We start from the raw sequence: 16,926 nt of genomic DNA on the forward strand, positions 1-16,926 counted from the left end.
ATCAGATAAAAATAGCATTGAGTATCCTGCATGAGCAAAGTTTACTTTAATTTGCTCCACAAATGCAGATTCGAAAGGGAAAAATCAAGGAGGGAATCGTCCACTTTTATTTCCAGCACTTCTTCAATCAGCTGCATTGAACGTTTTATATCCGTGAGGTTTAACGAAAGACGCCTGTAGTTTTCCGTCAAATAGTGAAAGTAGTCTTCGACGCAAGTCTTGTTCACTTCCTGAAGATGCTTGACGTCAGTGTAATTAGCAAGGTACATGCAGAACAGCTGTACCCATTTGCTGACCTTTGCATGAGAGGAGTTTGCCGTTTGCAGTCTCATCTTAAATTCCTCTGTTAACTGCTTATACGTTTGTTCTCTCATCACACTTGCCCTTTTTTTCAATTGATCTCCCCATCTTTCCATAGGCTGTTTTCGCTCTTTGTTTACGTTTTACAGGAAGCATTAATGCTCTTTTCCTTTATAATCAAAACGTTTTGATTATCATGCAACAAAGGGGCACGAAAAGAGCCGTTCTTATTTAGTGTGTTGTAGAACAGTACTTCCATCGTAAAACGAAATATCGAACTATTCAACTAGCTAAAGATTCATTTTTATGTGCCCGAAAAGTCTGTACTAATTATAAAAATACGGAAATTCCCGCTTTTTTCCGTCGCTTTTTCACTAAAAAGTTAGTAAATCGTCCTAAATGTAGATAATATGTTATTTTTATCCATAAAAAAGCCAGCTCGCATTCTTGCGGCTGACTCACTCGAACATACTATTGGTTTGATATCGTTTCTAACGCTTTATTCAGCTGGTTATCGTGTTTCCCGTCTGTGCGCTGTTTGGAGATTTGCTCATTGATTTCATTTGCTGTTGCGATATCAATGGTTCCTGATTGTTTAAGGCTGTGTTTTTTCTGGAACGTCTTTACGGCATCGGCCATTTTCTTGCCGTAGTAGCCGTCTTCTCGTCCAGTGTCATACCCAAGGCCTTTCAGCAGCACTTGTGCCACCTTGATCTGTTCGTCATTCATATCAAGGGCAAGCGGCTTTTCAAGCTGAATCGGTGGAGATGTCAGGTGCTTAGGCTGTGCCACTTTGACTGTCGGCGCAACTCCTTTTTTATGGATCCAGTTTCCTTCAGGAGTTAGCCACTTATAAAGAGTCAGCTTGATGTTGCTGCCGTCTCCCATAGGTACTGCCTGCTGGACGGTTCCCTTTCCGAACGAGGTTTCGCCGATAATGTCATAGTTGCCCGCCTCTTTAAGCGCTCCAGCCAGAATTTCCGATGCAGAAGCACTTCCTTTATCAATCAGAACAGAAACAGGATAGTCTTTTTTCTCTCGAAGATTCGAGAAATACCGTTTCTTTTCTCCGTTGCGCTCTTCAATTTGAATGTAAGGCTGGTCCTTTGTGACAAATTGCTTCAAGATCTCTTCAACACTTTGCAGATACCCTCCCGGATTGCCGCGTACGTCAAGAACAAGACCTTTTATATTCTGATCTTCAAGCTTGGCCAGTTCTTCCGTAAAGTCCTCTGCTGTATCTTCAGAAAAAGAGGTGATTTCAAGATAGCCGATTTTTTTCTTGCCCTGCTGTTTAATGGAACTGAACACTGTCTCAATCGGAATTTCATCACGCGTGACATCAAAGCTCAGCTTTTCCTTTGAGCCAGCGCGCATAACTTCAATTTTTACCGTAGTTCCTTTTTTCCCGCGGATCTTTAACACCGTATCATTTAAATCACTGCCGACTGTTGATTCACCGTCAATGGAAACAATCTCATCATTCGGCTGGAGACCTGCCTTTTCAGCCGGTGAATTCTTAAACGGGGAAACAATGATGATTTTCCCGCCATCCATTCCAACTTCAGCGCCGATTCCTTCAAAAGAAGAATCAAGGCTGTCCGAAAATTGCTTCGCTGTTTCTTTATCCATATAAACCGAATAAGGATCATTCAGCGTAGAAAGCATTCCCTGAATGGCGCCTTCCAGCAACTGCTCCTCATCTACTTCCTCAACATACTTGCTTGAAATCAGCTCATACGCTTGTTTTACCTTCTCAAGACCTTCTGTTTCCTGTCCGCGCTCTTCCTTTAAAACATCCGTAACGGCAGGAACGGAAAGCTCTTTTGCGGCTGCATCCTGCTGCTTGTCATGCTCGTAAAACTGGATGCCGGTGTACATGCCCCCTGCACCCAGGACCATGGAAAGAGCCATCAGTAGGGCTGTCATTTTCTGCTTCATCTTGTTCCTCCTTTGGTAGGCTTGACGATTGGTTATGTAGATACCAGTACAGCTAGTATATGTAAATTATGGATCATTCATGTAGGACAAGGCAATCTCTATGAAAAAAAGTCAAAAAAAAAACTCCTAAAACGCATCGTTTTAGGAGTTTTCATTCTTATTGAAGGTAGTTCATCGGGTTTACAGGGTTTTTCCAAGCACCGTCATGAATTTCAAAGTGTAGATGCTTTCCTGTTGAACGCCCAGTGTTACCCATGTAACCAAGCTGCTGTCCTTTGCTTACAGACTGACCAGCACTTACGTGACGTGCATCTAAGTGAGCGTATACCGTTGTGTACGTCTTGCCGTCGATGTTATGCGTGATAAAGACTGCATTTCCGTAGCTGCTTGAGTAGTAAGAACGGATAACCGTACCTGCTGCTGATGCAACTACAGGAACGTTCGCCGAACGGTTGGCAATGTCAATACCTGCATGGAGTTTGCCCCATCTATGGCCGTATCCTGAAGTAAATGTACCTTGTGCAGGCCACATGAACTTACCGCCTGTAACAGCTGGTGCTGGTGCCGGCTCAGCAGGTGCTGGTGCCGGAGCTTGCGACGAACTTCCAGAAGAGCTGCCTGATGATGATGACTTCTTTGGTGAAGATGCTTTGGCCGCTGCTGCTTGAGCTGCAGCTTCCTGCTTCGCTCTTTCTTCTGCTGCTGCCGCTTCTGCTGCTTCACGGCGCTTGCGCTCAGCTTCTTGTTTTTGACGCTCAATTTCTTTAGCGATAGCTGCTTCCTGCTCTTTCAGGAACGCTGCTTCGTCTTCTAGTTCGTAGATTGCTGCTTCTGTAGACTTATGCTGTGCTTTCACTTGCTCAATTAGTTTATTCTTTTCTGCTGCCTGTTTCTTAAGCTGCTGCTTTAAAGATTCAAGCTCAATTAATGCTGTTTCTAAATTCTGCAGTTCGCTGCTTAGTTCTGCTTCACTTTGCTCAAGAAGTTTCTTATCTTCTTCATGCGCTTTAATGATTTCTTTATCAGCATCGACGATTTGTGTGACAGCACTTACGCGTGTAACAAGATCACCGAAATCCTGAGCACCGAGCAGCACATCCAAATAGCTCACTACTCCGCCTGTTTCCTGCAGGGAACGGACGCGTTTTTCCAATAGCTCATTGCGTTCTGCAATGCGTTTTTTCACTTCCTGAATTTGAACCTTCAGTTCCTGAATCTTTTTCTTTGCTTCTTCAATTTCAGCCTGGCGCTCGCGGATTTTTTCGTTCGTCTCCGCTGTTTGCTTATCAAGCTTTTCAATGTCTGCGTTCAGCTTTTCTTCTTTGCTTTTAAGCTCAGAAAGCTCGCCCTGTTTTTCTTTAATATTTGAATCTACTCCAGAACGCTCCGTTTGGAGTTCTGATTTTTTCTTTTCTAATTCTGTGTTTGCGTAAGCTTTTTCTTGGGTAACTGGTATTATAACGGAGCTTGTCCCAACCAAAGCCGCAAGGCCAAGTGCCAGTAATTTCTTTCTCACTCTCTAGTTCCTCCCTTTATCTTATCTCTCTATCATTCTCTGAATTTCACATCATCCAGAGAAAACAAGCAATCCTTAAAGACTGCTTGTTTATACTCTCAAGAACTTGCGGACAGACATTAAGCTTCCCCATACACCGATCAGTGCACCGATCAGGATCAGAATAGCTGATACCTGGAAGGCAAACGGACTGAATGGCAGGAATTGAACAAATGAACCTGCGACCTTTGGTTCGACCCATGTATATAAATAGTTGTAAGTGGCCAGTACCAGGATTACCGGGATAATAGCTCCCATTACTCCAAGCATCAGGCCTTCTAAGAAGAACGGCCAGCGGATAAACCAGTTGGTAGCGCCTACGAGTTTCATAATTTCAATCTCGTGCCTTCTGGCAAAGATTGTGATTTTAATAGTATTCGAGATAAGGAACATCGCCGTGAAGACAAGTCCGATAATCAGCGCAATACCGATGTTTCTTGAAATTTCAACAAAATCAAATAGCTTCTTGACTTCATCTTGACCATAGAGAACTTTATACGCTCCGTCAAAACGCTCAATTTGCTTGGCGATTTGAGGTGTATCGCGCGGATTCTCTGTTTTAACAACAATAACGTCATTCAGCGGATTGTTCTGTTCAAACAGCTGATACGATTTTCCTTGTTCGCCCATGCTGCTGATCAGGTTATCCAGTTCTTTTTCTTTCGGTGAAAGTTCTACGGATGCAATCCCGCTCAGATTATCCACCCTGTTTCTGAGCTCTTTCTGCTGTTCAGGTGTGCTTGTCACATCAACCAGCACCCTGATCTCTACATCCTCTTCAACCTTTGTAGCAAAGTTGTTTAAGTTCATCATAATGACCAAGAACGTTCCTACAAGGATTAAAGTGACCGTAACGGCACTGACCGACGCAAAGGTCATCCAGGCGTTGCGGGTTAAGCTTTTCATACTTTCTCTGAAGTGACGCCCAAGGGTTCTAATCATAAATACCATACTCCCCTCTAGCCTCGTCACGCACAATCTTTCCGCCTTCGATCGCGATGACTCGTTTTTTCATGGTGTTAACAATTTCCCGGTTGTGAGTAGCCATCACAACAGTAGTGCCTCTGTTGTTGATTTCCTCAAAAATGTTCATAATCTCCCACGACGTATCAGGGTCAAGGTTTCCTGTCGGCTCATCAGCGATGACTACGCCTGGATTGTTGATAATCGACCTTGCAATCGATACCCGTTGCTGCTCTCCTCCTGAAAGTTCGTTAGGAAAAGACCGGGCTTTATGCTTGAGCTGAACAAGATCAAGTACATCCAGCACTTTCTTTTTGATGACTCTCGGCTGCTCCCCGATTACCTCAAGAGCAAATGCGATATTTTCATAGACTGTCAGTTTAGGCAAAAGCTTGAAGTCTTGGAAAACAACGCCGATGCTTCTTCTTAATTGAGGAACTTTTTTCTCTCTTAATTTTGCAAGATTGACTCCGTTGATCAGGATTTTGCCGTCTGTCGGCTTTTCCTCACGGTACATCATTTTTATAAATGTCGACTTGCCTGCACCGCTCGGACCAACAACATAAACAAATTCGCCCTGATCTATTTTTACATTTATTCCATTAATGGCGAGAACGCCGTTAGAATACGTTTTGTAAACGTCTGTCATTTCGATCATATTTTCATCACCCAAAGCTGTTTATTTTGTAGATAACGTGGTGTAATGGCCTGATTTAAGCTAAATTTAAGTATGTAACCATAATTTTCATATATTAATAAGATTTACCCACAAAAGTCATTATACCATCAAAGTTCGGCAAAAATAGACTTAAAAATATTACAGTTTCATTTCAGTGTCGTAAATTGTCAAAGGAAATGTAATCCAGGTCTAAAGAATTGTCGACTGATAGCGCTTTAATGTAAATATTAGAACTTTCTGACTAAAAAGACAATCTTTTTTTAGGAATATATAGGTGGAAATTCTTTCTGCCTTTCGGAGGAGGAACGGATATTGGAAGGCGGCAAGTTATATCGTGCCTTTAAAACAGCAAAACCAGCCGATGCTGCCGGCTGGCTTCTCTTTAAGATTATTTCTTCTGCGCAAGCCATTCAGCTACGACAGCTGCATCCGTTTCGTTAATAAGACCTCCAGGCATTCCGCCCTGGCCATTATTAATGATGCTTTCAATTTTTTCTTTGTCATATTTTGAGCCGACCTTTGCAAGACTTGGTGCGGCCCCGCCGCCTTCAAGATTTTGACCGTGGCAGCTGATGCAGTTCTGCTGAACAATTTCTTCAGCATTCGCTGTATCTTTTGAGCCCGAATCTTTTGGCTCTTCTCCTGCGTTATCTCCTCCGCCGCATGCAGCAAGGACTAAAGATGTTCCGAAAAGAAGGGCAAGTACTTTTGATTTCATCGCCGAAATCCTCCCCAAATAAGGATGTAAAACACACATTTATTATATCCTAACTAGGCCCGCTTGAAACCTTCCCCGAGCACATCAGAAGCATCCATAACGACCACAAACGCAGACGTATCAATGCTTTTAACGAGTTGTTTCAATTTCGTGAATTCTGTCTGATCCACCACGCACATCAGGATCGGCCGCTCGCTGTCTGTGTAGCCTCCGAAGGCCGACAGCTTTGTCACTCCCCGGTCGATCTCGCTCAAAATCGCTTTTCTGACCTCTTCTTCCTGATTTGTAATGATCATCGTCATCTTCGATCGGCCCAGCCCCACCTGAACGACATCGATCGTTTTACTTGTAACATAAAGGGCGACAAGAGCGTAAAGCCCAAGTTCAATATCAAAGACCACCGTAGCGGTCAGAACAATCAGCCCGTCAATTAAAGCCACGCACGTTCCGAGAGAAAGCCCCGTAAACTTGTGAATGATCTGAGCAGCCAGATCCGTACCCCCTGTTGAGGCTTTTCCTCTAAAAACAAGCCCAAGACCGAGACCTACTCCGATTCCCCCGAAAATTGCACCGAGCAGCGGATCTGTCGTCGCGGGCGCAACGTCCTTTGTCAAAAAAACAACAAATGGCAGAAAGATCGTTCCAACCAGCGTTTTTAAGCCGAACTGTTTCCCAAACAGCAGCACACCTGCAACAAACAGGGGAATATTAAAAGCCCACTGCACATAGGCAGGCTCAAAACCGAATAAAGCATCTGTAATCGTACTGATCCCGCTCACTCCGCCTGAAGCAATGCGGTTCGGCAGAAGGAACAGATTAAATGCAATGGCAACGATTCCAGAACCGAGCAGAATAAATAAATACGACGTCACTTTTTCAAGCATTGGATTATATGTACGAGTGCGTTTACGCTGAAACATCCTGCATCCTCCATCTGAATCACACAAATTTTTGACATAACCTTACAGAGTATAGCACCCGTCTGATTCAGCTGTAAATGACAGCGGGATAACGTGCTAAAGAGATAAAGCGGTTTTGTTAGTTTTAGCATTGCAGGTGGAATTTAGTCTGCGGTGCAAGGATTTGTGTGGAGGATGCCGGTGCTTTCGGTTAACAGGTCATTTCTTTTCCAGTACCGCTTTTCTTTTTCTCACGCCGACTGCGCTGCGCTTTCAATCCCGCATATCCGACAGTAATGATTACAAAGCCTGTAAGGAGCAGCGTTTGATAATCTGTAATTGTTTTGATGATCGTTTCTGTATCGCCATTATAAAAATGACCTATACTCAAAAACAGAAAAGTTGTCGGGGCAATCCCAGTCATGGTCAGCAATGAATACTGGCGAAGATTCATATTTGAAGCGCCAGCTAAGAAAGGAACGACATTTCCTAAGTGAAGCGGACTTGAAATAACGACACTCCAGATACCGTATTTGTTGAAATTGGCTTTTGCTTTTTCCAGCCCGATTCTGTTCCGAGGACGTAATCTGTTCTCGAATGAGTGTCCCAGTTTGTATCCGATGAAAAAAGGAATGTAGCTCCCTGCTGTATAAAGGAAGCTTCCGATGAGCGAAATTCCTGCAATTTCGAGCCAGGACAATTCTAAAATGAAGCCTATTGTTACCATAAAAAAGGTTCCGATAAAAGGAAAAGCACTACCTTCTATAAATAAGGAAAGAAGCACACCCCATATACCCCAGTCTTCTGCGTGACTCACGATTGTTTGCGTCATACCTTCTGCTCCTGCCGTTTTAGTATGCTTTAAGCATAGAGGTATTTTTAATGATCAAACAACGGCTGGAGAAGCAATTTCGGCTGCGTCTTGGGACTTAGAAGGAGCGCACCTTTTTTGGCTACCCTTATTCCACTCGCTCTATTTTATAAGACAGCGTTTCTTCCTTTTGCTACCCCATATTCTGCTCACTCCGATTTATAAGGCTGCATTCCTTGCTTTTGCTACCCCATATTCTGCTCACTCCAATTTATAAGGCAGCATTTCTTCCTTTTGCTATCCCATATTCCGCTCGCTCTGATTTACAGGGCAGCGTTTCGTCCTTTTGCTACCCCATATTCCGCTCAATCTGATTTATAAGGAAGCATTTCGCCCGTTTGCTACCCCATATTCAACTCACTCCAATTTACAAGGCAGCATTTCTTCCTTTTGCTACCCTATATTCCGCTCAACCCAATTTATAAGGCACCAAAGTCCACAAAAAACAGCCGCCCCCACAGGGACAGCTGCCTCATTTTTCTTATGAAAGTTTCGAACGCAGATACGCATCGATAAACGGATCAAGGTCTCCGTCCATGACTCCCTGTACGTTTCCGCTCTCGGTGCTTGTGCGGTGGTCTTTGACAAGAGAGTACGGGTGGAACACGTAGGAGCGGATCTGGGAGCCCCAGCCGATTTCCTTTTGTTCGCCGCGGATTTCGTCAAGCTCGGCCTGCTGCTCGTCAAGCTTGAGCTGGTAGAGCTTCGCTTGGAGCATTTTCATCGCGCGTTCTCGGTTTTTGATCTGGGAGCGCTCTGTTTGGCACGATACAACCGTGTTAGTCGGCAAATGCGTGATACGGACGGCGGAATCCGTCGTATTGATGTGCTGACCGCCGGCGCCGCTTGCACGGTACGTGTCAATTTTCAGGTCCTCTGTACGGATATCGATTTCGATTTCATCATTGAATTCCGGCATGACTTCGCATGATACGAATGACGTATGACGGCGGCCAGATGAATCGAACGGCGAAATGCGGACAAGACGGTGAACGCCTTTTTCCGCTTTCAAGTAGCCGTAGGCGTTGTGGCCTTTGAAAAGAAGCGTGACGCTTTTAATTCCCGCTTCATCACCCGGAAGGTAGTCAAGAGTTTCCACTTTGAAGCCTTTCTTTTCACCCCAGCGCGTGTACATGCGGAGAAGCATTGAACCCCAGTCCTGGGATTCTGTTCCGCCTGCTCCCGGGTGAAGCTCAAGGATGGCGTTGTTCTTGTCATGAGGTTCACTTAATAGAAGCTGAAGCTCATAATTGCTCATCGCTTCAGTCAGCTCGGCAATTTCACTTTCAAGCTCTGCATGAAGATCGGCATCAGGCTCTTCTTTTAAAAGTTCGTGCGTAATTTCGAGGTTTTCATGCGTTTCGCTCATTTCTGTGAACTGAACAACTGCCTCTTTCAGCATGTTGCTTTCGTTAATGACGGTTTGTGCTTCGTTTTGGCTGTCCCAGAAGTTCGGGTGGGACATCATTTCATCTAGCTCCTGAATGCGAGCCTGTTTACGGTCGAGGTCAAAGAGACCCCCTGAAAGCCGCTAATTTCTTAGCCATTTTTTCAAGTTCGTTTCGAATTTCTGCAAGTTCCATATTCATTCTCCTCTAAAATGGGGTAAAGAGAGGCAAAGTGCCCCTCTTTGAAAAATTATTTTCCGCTGCCGCAGCAGTTTTTGTATTTCTTTCCGCTTCCGCATACACATGCTTCGTTGCGGCCGATCTCCATCTGCTTTTTAACCGGCTTTTTCTTAGGCGCCTCGTCTCCCTCTTTCGGGTGAACCGCCTGCTGGCCTTTTGCGACTTCCTCGCGCTGAAGATTGTTTCTGATCTCTGCTTTCATGATGTATTTTGCAGCATCCTCTTCAATCGATGCAATCATGCTTTCAAACATCGCAAAGCCTTCCATCTGATACTCGCGGAGAGGATCTGTCTGGCCGTATGCACGAAGGTGAATACCCTGGCGGAGCTGATCCATGGCATCAATGTGATCCATCCATTTCGTATCAACCGCACGAAGAAGGATGACCTTTTCAAACTCGCGCATCTGCTCTTCTCCGAATGCCTCTTCTTTTTCATTGTAGCGGGCTTTCGTTTTCTCAAGCACAAGCTCTGAAATCTCTTCGGATTCTTTTCCTTTAAAGTCGTTAACCGTGAATGTGCCTTCTTCAAGAAGATTGGCATTCAGGTAGTCAATCAGCCCTTCAAGGTTCCAGTCCTCCGGAAGCTCTTCTCTTGGCGTGTACATCGCAACCACACGTTCAACTGTTGATGTAACCATGCTTTCAACAATCGTACGCAGGTTTTCAGAGTCAATCACGTCAAAGCGCTGCTTGTAAATAACTTCACGCTGCTGGCGAAGAACGTCATCGTATTGAAGAAGCTGTTTACGAGCGTCAAAGTTGTTGCCCTCAACGCGTTTTTGCGCAGATTCAACAGCTTTCGTAACAATTTTGCTTTGAATCGGCTGTGAATCATCCATGCCGAGACGGTCCATCATCGCCATCATGTTATCAGAGCCGAAGCGTCTCATCAGTTCATCTTCCATTGAAAGATAGAACTGAGTCACACCAGGATCTCCCTGACGTCCTGAACGTCCGCGAAGCTGGTTATCGATGCGTCGTGATTCGTGGCGTTCTGTACCAATAACAGCCAAACCGCCAAGCTCCCTTACACCAGGTCCAAGCTTGATGTCTGTACCGCGTCCCGCCATGTTTGTCGCGATAGTCACGGAACCCTGATGGCCGGCATTCTCGATGATTTCTGCTTCTCTTTCATGGTTTTTCGCATTCAGCACGTTATGCGGAACGCCTTTTTTCTTCAGGAGTCTTGAAATAAGCTCAGACGTTTCTACCGCAACCGTACCTACAAGAACCGGCTGGCCGGCAAAATAACGCGTCGTTACATCATCAACAACGGCTTTGAACTTGCCTTCCATAGAACGGTACACAAGATCTGCACGGTCATCACGCACAACGTCGCGGTTTGTCGGAATTGCCACAACCTGCATGTTGTAAATGTTGCGGAACTCCTCTTCCTCCGTCTTCGCTGTACCTGTCATACCTGAAAGCTTCTCGTACATGCGGAAGTAGTTCTGGAACGTAATCGTTGCAAGCGTCATGCTCTCGTTCTGAATCTCAAGGCCCTCTTTCGCCTCAATTGCCTGGTGAAGACCATCGCTGTAGCGGCGGCCTTTCATTAAGCGGCCTGTGAACTGGTCAACGATGACAACATTGCCGTCTTCAACAACGTAATCAACGTCATTGTGCATCACAACGTGGGCTCTTAATGCCATATTAATATGATGGTTGAGAGACACATGTGTTAAATCGAACAGGTTTTCAATATTAAAGGCTTTCTCTGCTTTAGACATTCCGTCTTCAGTCAGCTGCACGCCTTTTGTTTTTTCATCGAACGTATAGTCCTCATCGCGCTTCAATGAACGGACAAAGCCGTTAGCCTGTACATAAAGCATCGTGGATTTTGCAGCAGACCCCGAAATGATCAAAGGCGTACGCGCCTCGTCAATCAGGATGGAGTCAACTTCATCAATAACCGCATAATGAAGCGGACGCTGAACCATCTGCTCTTTGTAAAGAACCATGTTGTCGCGCAGGTAGTCAAAGCCAAGCTCATTGTTCGTCGAATACGTAATATCGCACGCATAGGCAGCACGCTTTTCCTCTTTGGAAAGACCGTTTGAATTGAGTCCTACAGTTAGTCCCAGAAACTCATACAGCTTGCCCATCTCAACAGCATCACGGCTTGCAAGATATTCATTGACCGTCACAACATGAACGCCTTTTCCGGAAAGAGCATTCAAATATACAGGCATCGTGGAAGTCAGTGTTTTACCTTCCCCTGTTTTCATCTCAGAGATATTCCCTTCGTGAAGAGCGATACCCCCCATAAGCTGAACCGGGTACGGATAAAGTCCGAGCACTCGTTTTGAAGCCTCGCGCACAACGGCAAAAGCCTCTGTCAAAAGCTCATCCGTGCTTTCGCCTTTGGCAACGCGCTCTTTAAATTCCTGCGTCTTCGCCTTCAGATCTTCATCAGAAAGCCTCTCCATGTCGCCTGCTAAAGATTCTATTTGATTCGCCATTTTTTCGTATCTATTCAATGCACGTTTATTAAAATCAAACACCTTATTTAAGATTCCAAGCATTATATACGCTCCTCTGTTAGTGAAGTGCCATACGTGAAGCTACCCATAGGCAGGATAATCATCCGTCCTGCAAAACTACCTTCTATTTTACCATATATTAAATAATATCAACAGTTTATCCTGTTTCAAAGCGAAAAACCGTTCTGCATCAACTTTTTTAAAACGTTCTCTTCAGGCTTGATGAAGAAGCTTATGTATTTTTCAGATAATAAAACAAAAAAATCCGGCATGGCCGGAATTCCCTTCTATGTATACCTTTATAGAAGATCAGTGGAGGAACTGCTTTTCTGTTCTGCAGAAACATGCCTGGTTATCACTTGAAGATTTTCATGCATTTTGAACATGACAATTAACAGCTCACAGTAGATCCTGATGACAAACGGACCAAACAGCAGTGTCAAAAGCCCGGCAAACACTTGAGCTCCACCCCCGAAATCAGCGCTTGCTCCTGTTGCAATCGAGATAAATCCTGCGATGATGCTGAGGGCCGATCCCACATAAAAGATAACGGTAATAATAGTGGGGGTAATCATTTTATTGAATTTTAAAAAGTCCTGCATGCTCATCTCCTCCTTCTCTAGAGCATATGACTTTAGAATCATTGAATATGTCTTATAAAAGTAAAAATATGTAAATTAAAACAAATGAAAAGCAGCCTCTGCATAGAGAGACTGCTTGATATTGTTGTTATTCAGTCGGTTCAATAATCGCGTACTTGCCATCTTTACGCTGGTACACAACGTTTGTTGTGTTTGTTTCAGCATTTGTAAAGACGAAGAAATTATGACCGAGCATATTCATTTGCAGGATGGCTTCCTCGCTGTCCATCGGCTTTAAGTTAAAGCGCTTTGTGCGGACAACCTGGATCTGGTCTTCTTCTTCCTGAACCGCTGTCTGGGTCTGTGCCCCTTCAGCTTCTTCAGTGCCTGCTGCAAACATGAATTTAGGTGATCCCTGCTCTCGCAGCTTGCGGTTTACTTTTGTTTTATGTTTACGGATCTGACGCTCGAGCTTGTTAGTCACAAGATCGATGGCAGCGTACATATCCTCATTATATTCCTCAGCACGCAACACTAGATTGGTCATGGGAATGGTTACTTCAATTTTTGATTCCTGATCGCTGTAGAATTTTAAATTTACGTTTACGTTTGCTTCAACTGAATCCTCAAAATAGCGTTCCAGTTTGCCGATTTTCTTCTCGACATACTCTCTTAATGCTGGAGTTACCTCAATGTTTTCGCCTCTGACGTTATAATTCAAAATGAACTCCTCCTTTGTTAAGGATATGTAAACTTATTTCTTCCTTTCCCTTTAGAATTCCTGCTGAAACGTAAAAATAATGTTAAACCATTGTGAAATTTGTTGAAGTTTGCGGTTCAGAAGGAAAGGATGTGAATAGAGTATGCGGGTGGCGTTTGATTTATTCTGAGAAGAAGAGGACTGTCTCTATAGAAGATATTGTTGCTTCGGGGGACTGATTAGATTTCTTGAGCTGTTTTTATGCTGAATATAAATCTCACATCGTACCCGTTCCCTTGCGCTCCAGTCACTTGCTTTCCGCGGGGAGTGCCTGAAGCTTCCTCGCTGCGCTTGCGGGATCTTCAGTGCCCTCTTCATCCCGCAGGAGTCAAGTGCCTTCCGCTTCAGTCCACTGGTGTTTTAACTAAAATTTACGCTTGTGGTCCGTCTTCTGCAATCGAGATCCCAATTTGTTCTTTTGATACGTTTAAACTTAAGCATTTCATGACATCCTTCATAATAACTAGCTCCTTCCGTAATGTAGCTCTGATTTGGTTTGCCAAATTAACCTACGATGTTACGAGAAAGGAGCTCTTTTCGTTCATGATAACCCGCCGCAATCCGCTTAAACATCCCCCATTGCATCGAATCCAAATAAAAAAATCCCGTCCTTATTCCGGCGGGATCAGTGGAGCAGGTAGGGAAGCAGACATGTTTGTATGTCTCGCTTCCAGGCTGTATACAGATGGGATAATCTTTTTAAATAGGCATGGAAAAGATGGGACCCGCCTTCTGGTGCCGGTCTTAGTTCTTCGAGCATGTCATCAAATAGAAGAATGGCCTTTTGGAGATCTGGATTGCTGCGGGCCGCATGCATCATGGAGCTGTGAACGGCATCCACCTGGATAAAAGCGTCCATCAGATCGTCCATAATCTGCTCACGATTTGTATATTCCATGCTTTCATAGCTTTTGATCAGGTAATAAAAACACTCTTCGATCGTATTCAGCAGTTCGTTATAGGAAAGAAAAAGCTCGTAATCGCTTTGAGTAATTGCGTCACTTGCGCTTATCATAGTACATTCCGTCAATCGCCGTGCTCTGGTAGGGGTTTGCATATTTCTGGCCGGAGGCTTTTTGCAGCTTCAATTTTGTCATATCTTCTTTGATCTCTTGCTGCACGGCTTTCAGCTTTTCATGGATGACCGCGTTCCATTCTGTTATTTCTTTTCCCAGCTGTTTTTCCTGCTGAGTGTATGGCGGCTTCAGGTTTGAGATCAGCACTTCACGCTGTTCGATCCACTGCTGGATGTTCAGGATATAGCTGTCCCTCATATCTTTTTGCTGCGAGCCGTTCACTTCACTCAGCAGCTGATGTGTAAGCTGGTGCAGTTTTTCAACAGTGCTCATCAGATCGGGCCGCCTTGTCCGAACTGCTGCCTGCGGGCGGATTGGATAACCTGTTTCCACGCATCGCGGAATTCAGTTACATATCCCTCTGCTTCAGAGAGAATCTCCGGATCATTTGAGATATTCGCTTCTACGAGCCTGCGGTTAATATATTCATACATCTGCATCATCGACCCGGAAACTTCAGCTTCAGGGTTCAAAGTAATGATCAATTCCTGAATAATGCGCTGCGCCTTTTGAAGGTTGATGTTTTTTTCCTGAACCTGTTTCTGTTCCATCGCTGTTCGTGCCTGTTTAATAAATTTGAGGCAGCCGTTATAAAGCATCAGTGTCAGCTCGCCTGGAGACGCCGTGCTTACTGAATTCTGCTGGTACGCCTGATAAGGATTTGTCAATGCCATCGTGTTAACTCCTTTTTTAGCCGAATTGCTGCATTAAATAACTCATTTGTTCATTGGATCGCTGAATCGCTTTTTCCATCGCCGTAAACTGTGCCCAGTAGCGGTCCTCTACTTGCGTCAGCCTGTCTTCAAAACGCGTGATCTGGCTATCTATGGATGAGAGGTTTCTTCCAATCGTAAACTGCTGGCTTGTGGAACTGGACGTGCCTGCTCTCGAATTCAGCTTGTCCATCGTTGTTTTTAAGTTGTCGTACAGATTGGTAATGATCCCTTTTTCACCCCTCGTTGGACCATTGCTTGTGAACAGCTTCTCTACGCCGTCCGGATTTTCTTCAATCGCTTTTTTCAATTTCGCCTCATCAATGATCAGCTTTCCGCCCTCGCGGTAGTTAGTAGAGGTCGTGATTCCGATATTAGATAGATGAGTAAAAGATGTGCCTGATGCTGAAGACAGCGTTGAGTAAAAATCTGTCCGCATTTGGCTGAGAGCTCCAGTCAGAATCGAGTCTTTTCTGAGCATTCCGCTTTTCGCCTTTTCATCCCACTGCTCCTGCTGCTTGTCTGATAGAGCTTCGCGTTCTTCGTCAGATAGCGGCTGATAGTCGCGGTATCGGGTCTCATCCGTTTTCGTCTGGATTTTCGCGATGGTTTCGTTGTACAGAGTGACGAATTTCTTTATGTTGTCAAAAACGGCATTCGTATCGTTTGTCACGTTAATAGAGACCGGCGGTTCTGCTGCCGTGAACGTGTTTTTCAGGGTAAAGGTAACCCCGCTCATTTCAAACGTGTTCGAAGTGCGCTCTGTTTCAAGTCCGTTAATGGTGAACTTTGCGTTCTGCCCGCCTGTTTCTGTACCTGAGCCGAATCTCAGCACGTTATTCAGGAAGCCTGCGGACGTAATGATTTCATTGCCGCCTTTGTTAAAATCGCCGGTTTCTTTTCTCGTCAGCGTAATCTTGTCTGAAAACGAGTCATACAACGCTGTCACGCCAAGTGATGATGAATTGATTTTTGTAAAAACGTTATTTAATGATTCCGTGCCCTGAATCAGGAAATTCTCTTTTTTGAGACCTGTTGAAGTATGGGTCTGCATGTCAAAAGAGAAGTAATGGTCTGTACTCTCAATCACGTAATCCGCTTTGATGACGCTTCCTTTTTTGATCGTTTCGCCGAACGTCAGGTTGCCGTCTGTATCAAGTGCAGCTTCTCCCGCTTGAGGAGTACCAGTCACAAGCTTAAAGGATTTTCCGTCCACTTTGATAATCGCGTCTTTATCAACATTTTTCAGCACTTGCCCGGTTTCAAGTGTCAGTTTAAATGACGCCCCGTCAGCCGCGGCAGTGACTGTCTGATTTTTAACGGTTCCTGTCTGCCAGTTGAAGTTCGTGTTGGCAAACGAATCTTTTATATCCTGGAGAGCTTTAGACGGGTCGACCTTTTGGCCGGATGCAGAGATAGCTCCGGCATTCACCTTTGTCGCTGCCGTTGCAAGCTGATCTACTTTCGAGATGCTGTAGGACGCCTGGCTCGCCGCGCTCGTTGCAGTGGCCGTCACTCTATCAGCATTGGAGCTGTTCGTCGTCCGTGCCCGGTAGTTGCTCGAGAGCTTCATATCAAACGCAGCATTCCGGAATGAAAACAGCAGGCTGTTCATCTCGCGGTAGCCGTCGCGCTGCCACTCAAGCACCTGCTTGTTCTGCTTCAGCTTATCAAGCGGCATTCTCTCCGCCTTCATCAAATCTGCCACGATAGTATCAATGTCCATTCCGCTCGCCAAACCGCCGATTCTGACCATG

The 16,926-nt window shown here is 44.9% G+C and carries 16 protein-coding genes; all 16 read right to left on the minus strand.

What is annotated here, in order from left to right:
• Window positions 1–41: 41 nt before the first annotated feature.
• The 16 genes from JOJ89_RS19160 to JOJ89_RS19235 all read right to left on the minus strand — a co-directional run bounded on the left by JOJ89_RS19160 (window position 42) and on the right by JOJ89_RS19235 (window position 16,925).
• Window positions 42–416: a swarming motility protein SwrAA gene (locus JOJ89_RS19160; RefSeq protein WP_051865622.1), complete on the minus strand. Its 375-nt coding sequence runs from the start codon at window positions 414–416 to the stop codon at window positions 42–44.
• A 355-nt stretch (window positions 417–771) separates the two neighbouring features.
• Window positions 772–2,241, minus strand: a complete 1,470-nt coding sequence (locus JOJ89_RS19165; RefSeq protein ID WP_029566956.1) for a S41 family peptidase — start codon at window positions 2,239–2,241, stop codon at window positions 772–774.
• 157 nt (window positions 2,242–2,398) lie between these two features.
• Window positions 2,399–3,757: a murein hydrolase activator EnvC family protein gene (locus tag JOJ89_RS19170; RefSeq protein WP_029566957.1), complete on the minus strand. Its 1,359-nt coding sequence runs from the start codon at window positions 3,755–3,757 to the stop codon at window positions 2,399–2,401.
• Between the two features lie 90 nt (window positions 3,758–3,847).
• The gene (gene ftsX / locus JOJ89_RS19175) at window positions 3,848–4,738 is read right to left on the minus strand and encodes a permease-like cell division protein FtsX (RefSeq protein WP_203289035.1); all 891 of its coding nucleotides are present in this window, start codon (window positions 4,736–4,738) and stop codon (window positions 3,848–3,850) included.
• Window positions 4,731–5,417 carry a cell division ATP-binding protein FtsE gene (ftsE, locus tag JOJ89_RS19180; protein ID WP_029284696.1) on the minus strand — a complete coding sequence of 229 codons (687 nt, stop codon included), beginning with the start codon at window positions 5,415–5,417 and terminating at the stop codon, window positions 4,731–4,733. Before ftsE ends, ftsX begins: the two co-directional genes overlap by 8 nt.
• Before the next feature lie 409 nt (window positions 5,418–5,826).
• Complete coding sequence (gene cccB, locus JOJ89_RS19185; RefSeq protein ID WP_029284698.1) at window positions 5,827–6,156, minus strand: cytochrome c551; 330 nt, start codon at window positions 6,154–6,156, stop codon at window positions 5,827–5,829.
• Between the two features lie 53 nt (window positions 6,157–6,209).
• Window positions 6,210–7,076: a YitT family protein gene (locus JOJ89_RS19190; protein WP_203289036.1), complete on the minus strand. Its 867-nt coding sequence runs from the start codon at window positions 7,074–7,076 to the stop codon at window positions 6,210–6,212.
• A 190-nt stretch (window positions 7,077–7,266) separates the two neighbouring features.
• Window positions 7,267–7,887, minus strand: coding sequence for a DedA family protein (locus JOJ89_RS19195; RefSeq protein ID WP_203289037.1), 621 nt, complete (start codon window positions 7,885–7,887; stop codon window positions 7,267–7,269).
• Window positions 7,888–8,407: 520 nt separating this feature from the next.
• A protein-coding gene (prfB, locus tag JOJ89_RS19200; protein ID WP_139015506.1) for a peptide chain release factor 2 occupies window positions 8,408–9,509 on the minus strand; the annotation gives its coding sequence in 2 pieces (ribosomal slippage) (window positions 8,408–9,436 and window positions 9,438–9,509; 1,101 coding nt in all).
• Between the two features lie 55 nt (window positions 9,510–9,564).
• The gene (gene secA / locus JOJ89_RS19205; RefSeq protein ID WP_203289038.1) at window positions 9,565–12,081 is read right to left on the minus strand and encodes a preprotein translocase subunit SecA; all 2,517 of its coding nucleotides are present in this window, start codon (window positions 12,079–12,081) and stop codon (window positions 9,565–9,567) included.
• Window positions 12,082–12,338: 257 nt separating this feature from the next.
• The gene (locus JOJ89_RS19210) at window positions 12,339–12,641 is read right to left on the minus strand and encodes a DUF4282 domain-containing protein (protein WP_203289039.1); all 303 of its coding nucleotides are present in this window, start codon (window positions 12,639–12,641) and stop codon (window positions 12,339–12,341) included.
• 127 nt (window positions 12,642–12,768) lie between these two features.
• Window positions 12,769–13,341 carry a ribosome hibernation-promoting factor, HPF/YfiA family gene (gene hpf / locus JOJ89_RS19215; RefSeq protein ID WP_029284709.1) on the minus strand — a complete coding sequence of 191 codons (573 nt, stop codon included), beginning with the start codon at window positions 13,339–13,341 and terminating at the stop codon, window positions 12,769–12,771.
• Between the two features lie 664 nt (window positions 13,342–14,005).
• Window positions 14,006–14,395, minus strand: a complete 390-nt coding sequence (locus tag JOJ89_RS19220; protein ID WP_029284711.1) for a DUF8042 domain-containing protein — start codon at window positions 14,393–14,395, stop codon at window positions 14,006–14,008.
• Window positions 14,379–14,729 (minus strand): flagellar protein FliT, encoded by a 351-nt coding sequence (fliT, locus tag JOJ89_RS19225; RefSeq protein ID WP_203289040.1) that lies wholly within the window; start codon window positions 14,727–14,729, stop codon window positions 14,379–14,381. Before fliT ends, JOJ89_RS19220 begins: the two co-directional genes overlap by 17 nt.
• Window positions 14,729–15,130, minus strand: coding sequence for a flagellar export chaperone FliS (fliS, locus tag JOJ89_RS19230; RefSeq protein ID WP_203289041.1), 402 nt, complete (start codon window positions 15,128–15,130; stop codon window positions 14,729–14,731). The genes fliT and fliS overlap by 1 nt, the downstream gene beginning before the upstream one ends.
• 16 nt (window positions 15,131–15,146) lie before the next feature.
• Window positions 15,147–16,925, minus strand: coding sequence for a flagellar hook-associated protein 2 (locus tag JOJ89_RS19235; protein WP_203289042.1), 1,779 nt, complete (start codon window positions 16,923–16,925; stop codon window positions 15,147–15,149).
• Window position 16,926: the final 1 nt, after the last annotated feature.

The sequence above is a fragment of the Metabacillus sp. cB07 genome, from assembly GCF_016839225.1.
Lineage (GTDB): Bacteria > Bacillota > Bacilli > Bacillales > Bacillaceae > Bacillus_P > Bacillus_P indicus.

Coding starts and splice junctions, on each gene's coding strand:
- JOJ89_RS19160 (WP_051865622.1), bottom strand. CDS start 416: ATGGAAAGATGGGGAGATCAATTGAAAAAAAGGGCAAGTGTGATGAGA.
- JOJ89_RS19165 (WP_029566956.1), bottom strand. CDS start 2,241: ATGAAGCAGAAAATGACAGCCCTACTGATGGCTCTTTCCATGGTCCTG.
- ftsX (WP_203289035.1), bottom strand. CDS start 4,738: ATGATTAGAACCCTTGGGCGTCACTTCAGAGAAAGTATGAAAAGCTTA.
- ftsE (WP_029284696.1), bottom strand. CDS start 5,417: ATGATCGAAATGACAGACGTTTACAAAACGTATTCTAACGGCGTTCTC.
- cccB (WP_029284698.1), bottom strand. CDS start 6,156: ATGAAATCAAAAGTACTTGCCCTTCTTTTCGGAACATCTTTAGTCCTT.
- JOJ89_RS19190 (WP_203289036.1), bottom strand. CDS start 7,076: ATGTTTCAGCGTAAACGCACTCGTACATATAATCCAATGCTTGAAAAA.
- JOJ89_RS19195 (WP_203289037.1), bottom strand. CDS start 7,887: ATGACGCAAACAATCGTGAGTCACGCAGAAGACTGGGGTATATGGGGT.
- secA (WP_203289038.1), bottom strand. CDS start 12,081: ATGCTTGGAATCTTAAATAAGGTGTTTGATTTTAATAAACGTGCATTG.
- JOJ89_RS19210 (WP_203289039.1), bottom strand. CDS start 12,641: ATGCAGGACTTTTTAAAATTCAATAAAATGATTACCCCCACTATTATT.
- JOJ89_RS19220 (WP_029284711.1), bottom strand. CDS start 14,395: ATGATAAGCGCAAGTGACGCAATTACTCAAAGCGATTACGAGCTTTTT.
- fliT (WP_203289040.1), bottom strand. CDS start 14,729: ATGAGCACTGTTGAAAAACTGCACCAGCTTACACATCAGCTGCTGAGT.
- fliS (WP_203289041.1), bottom strand. CDS start 15,130: ATGGCATTGACAAATCCTTATCAGGCGTACCAGCAGAATTCAGTAAGC.
- JOJ89_RS19235 (WP_203289042.1), bottom strand. CDS start 16,925: ATGGTCAGAATCGGCGGTTTGGCGAGCGGAATGGACATTGATACTATC.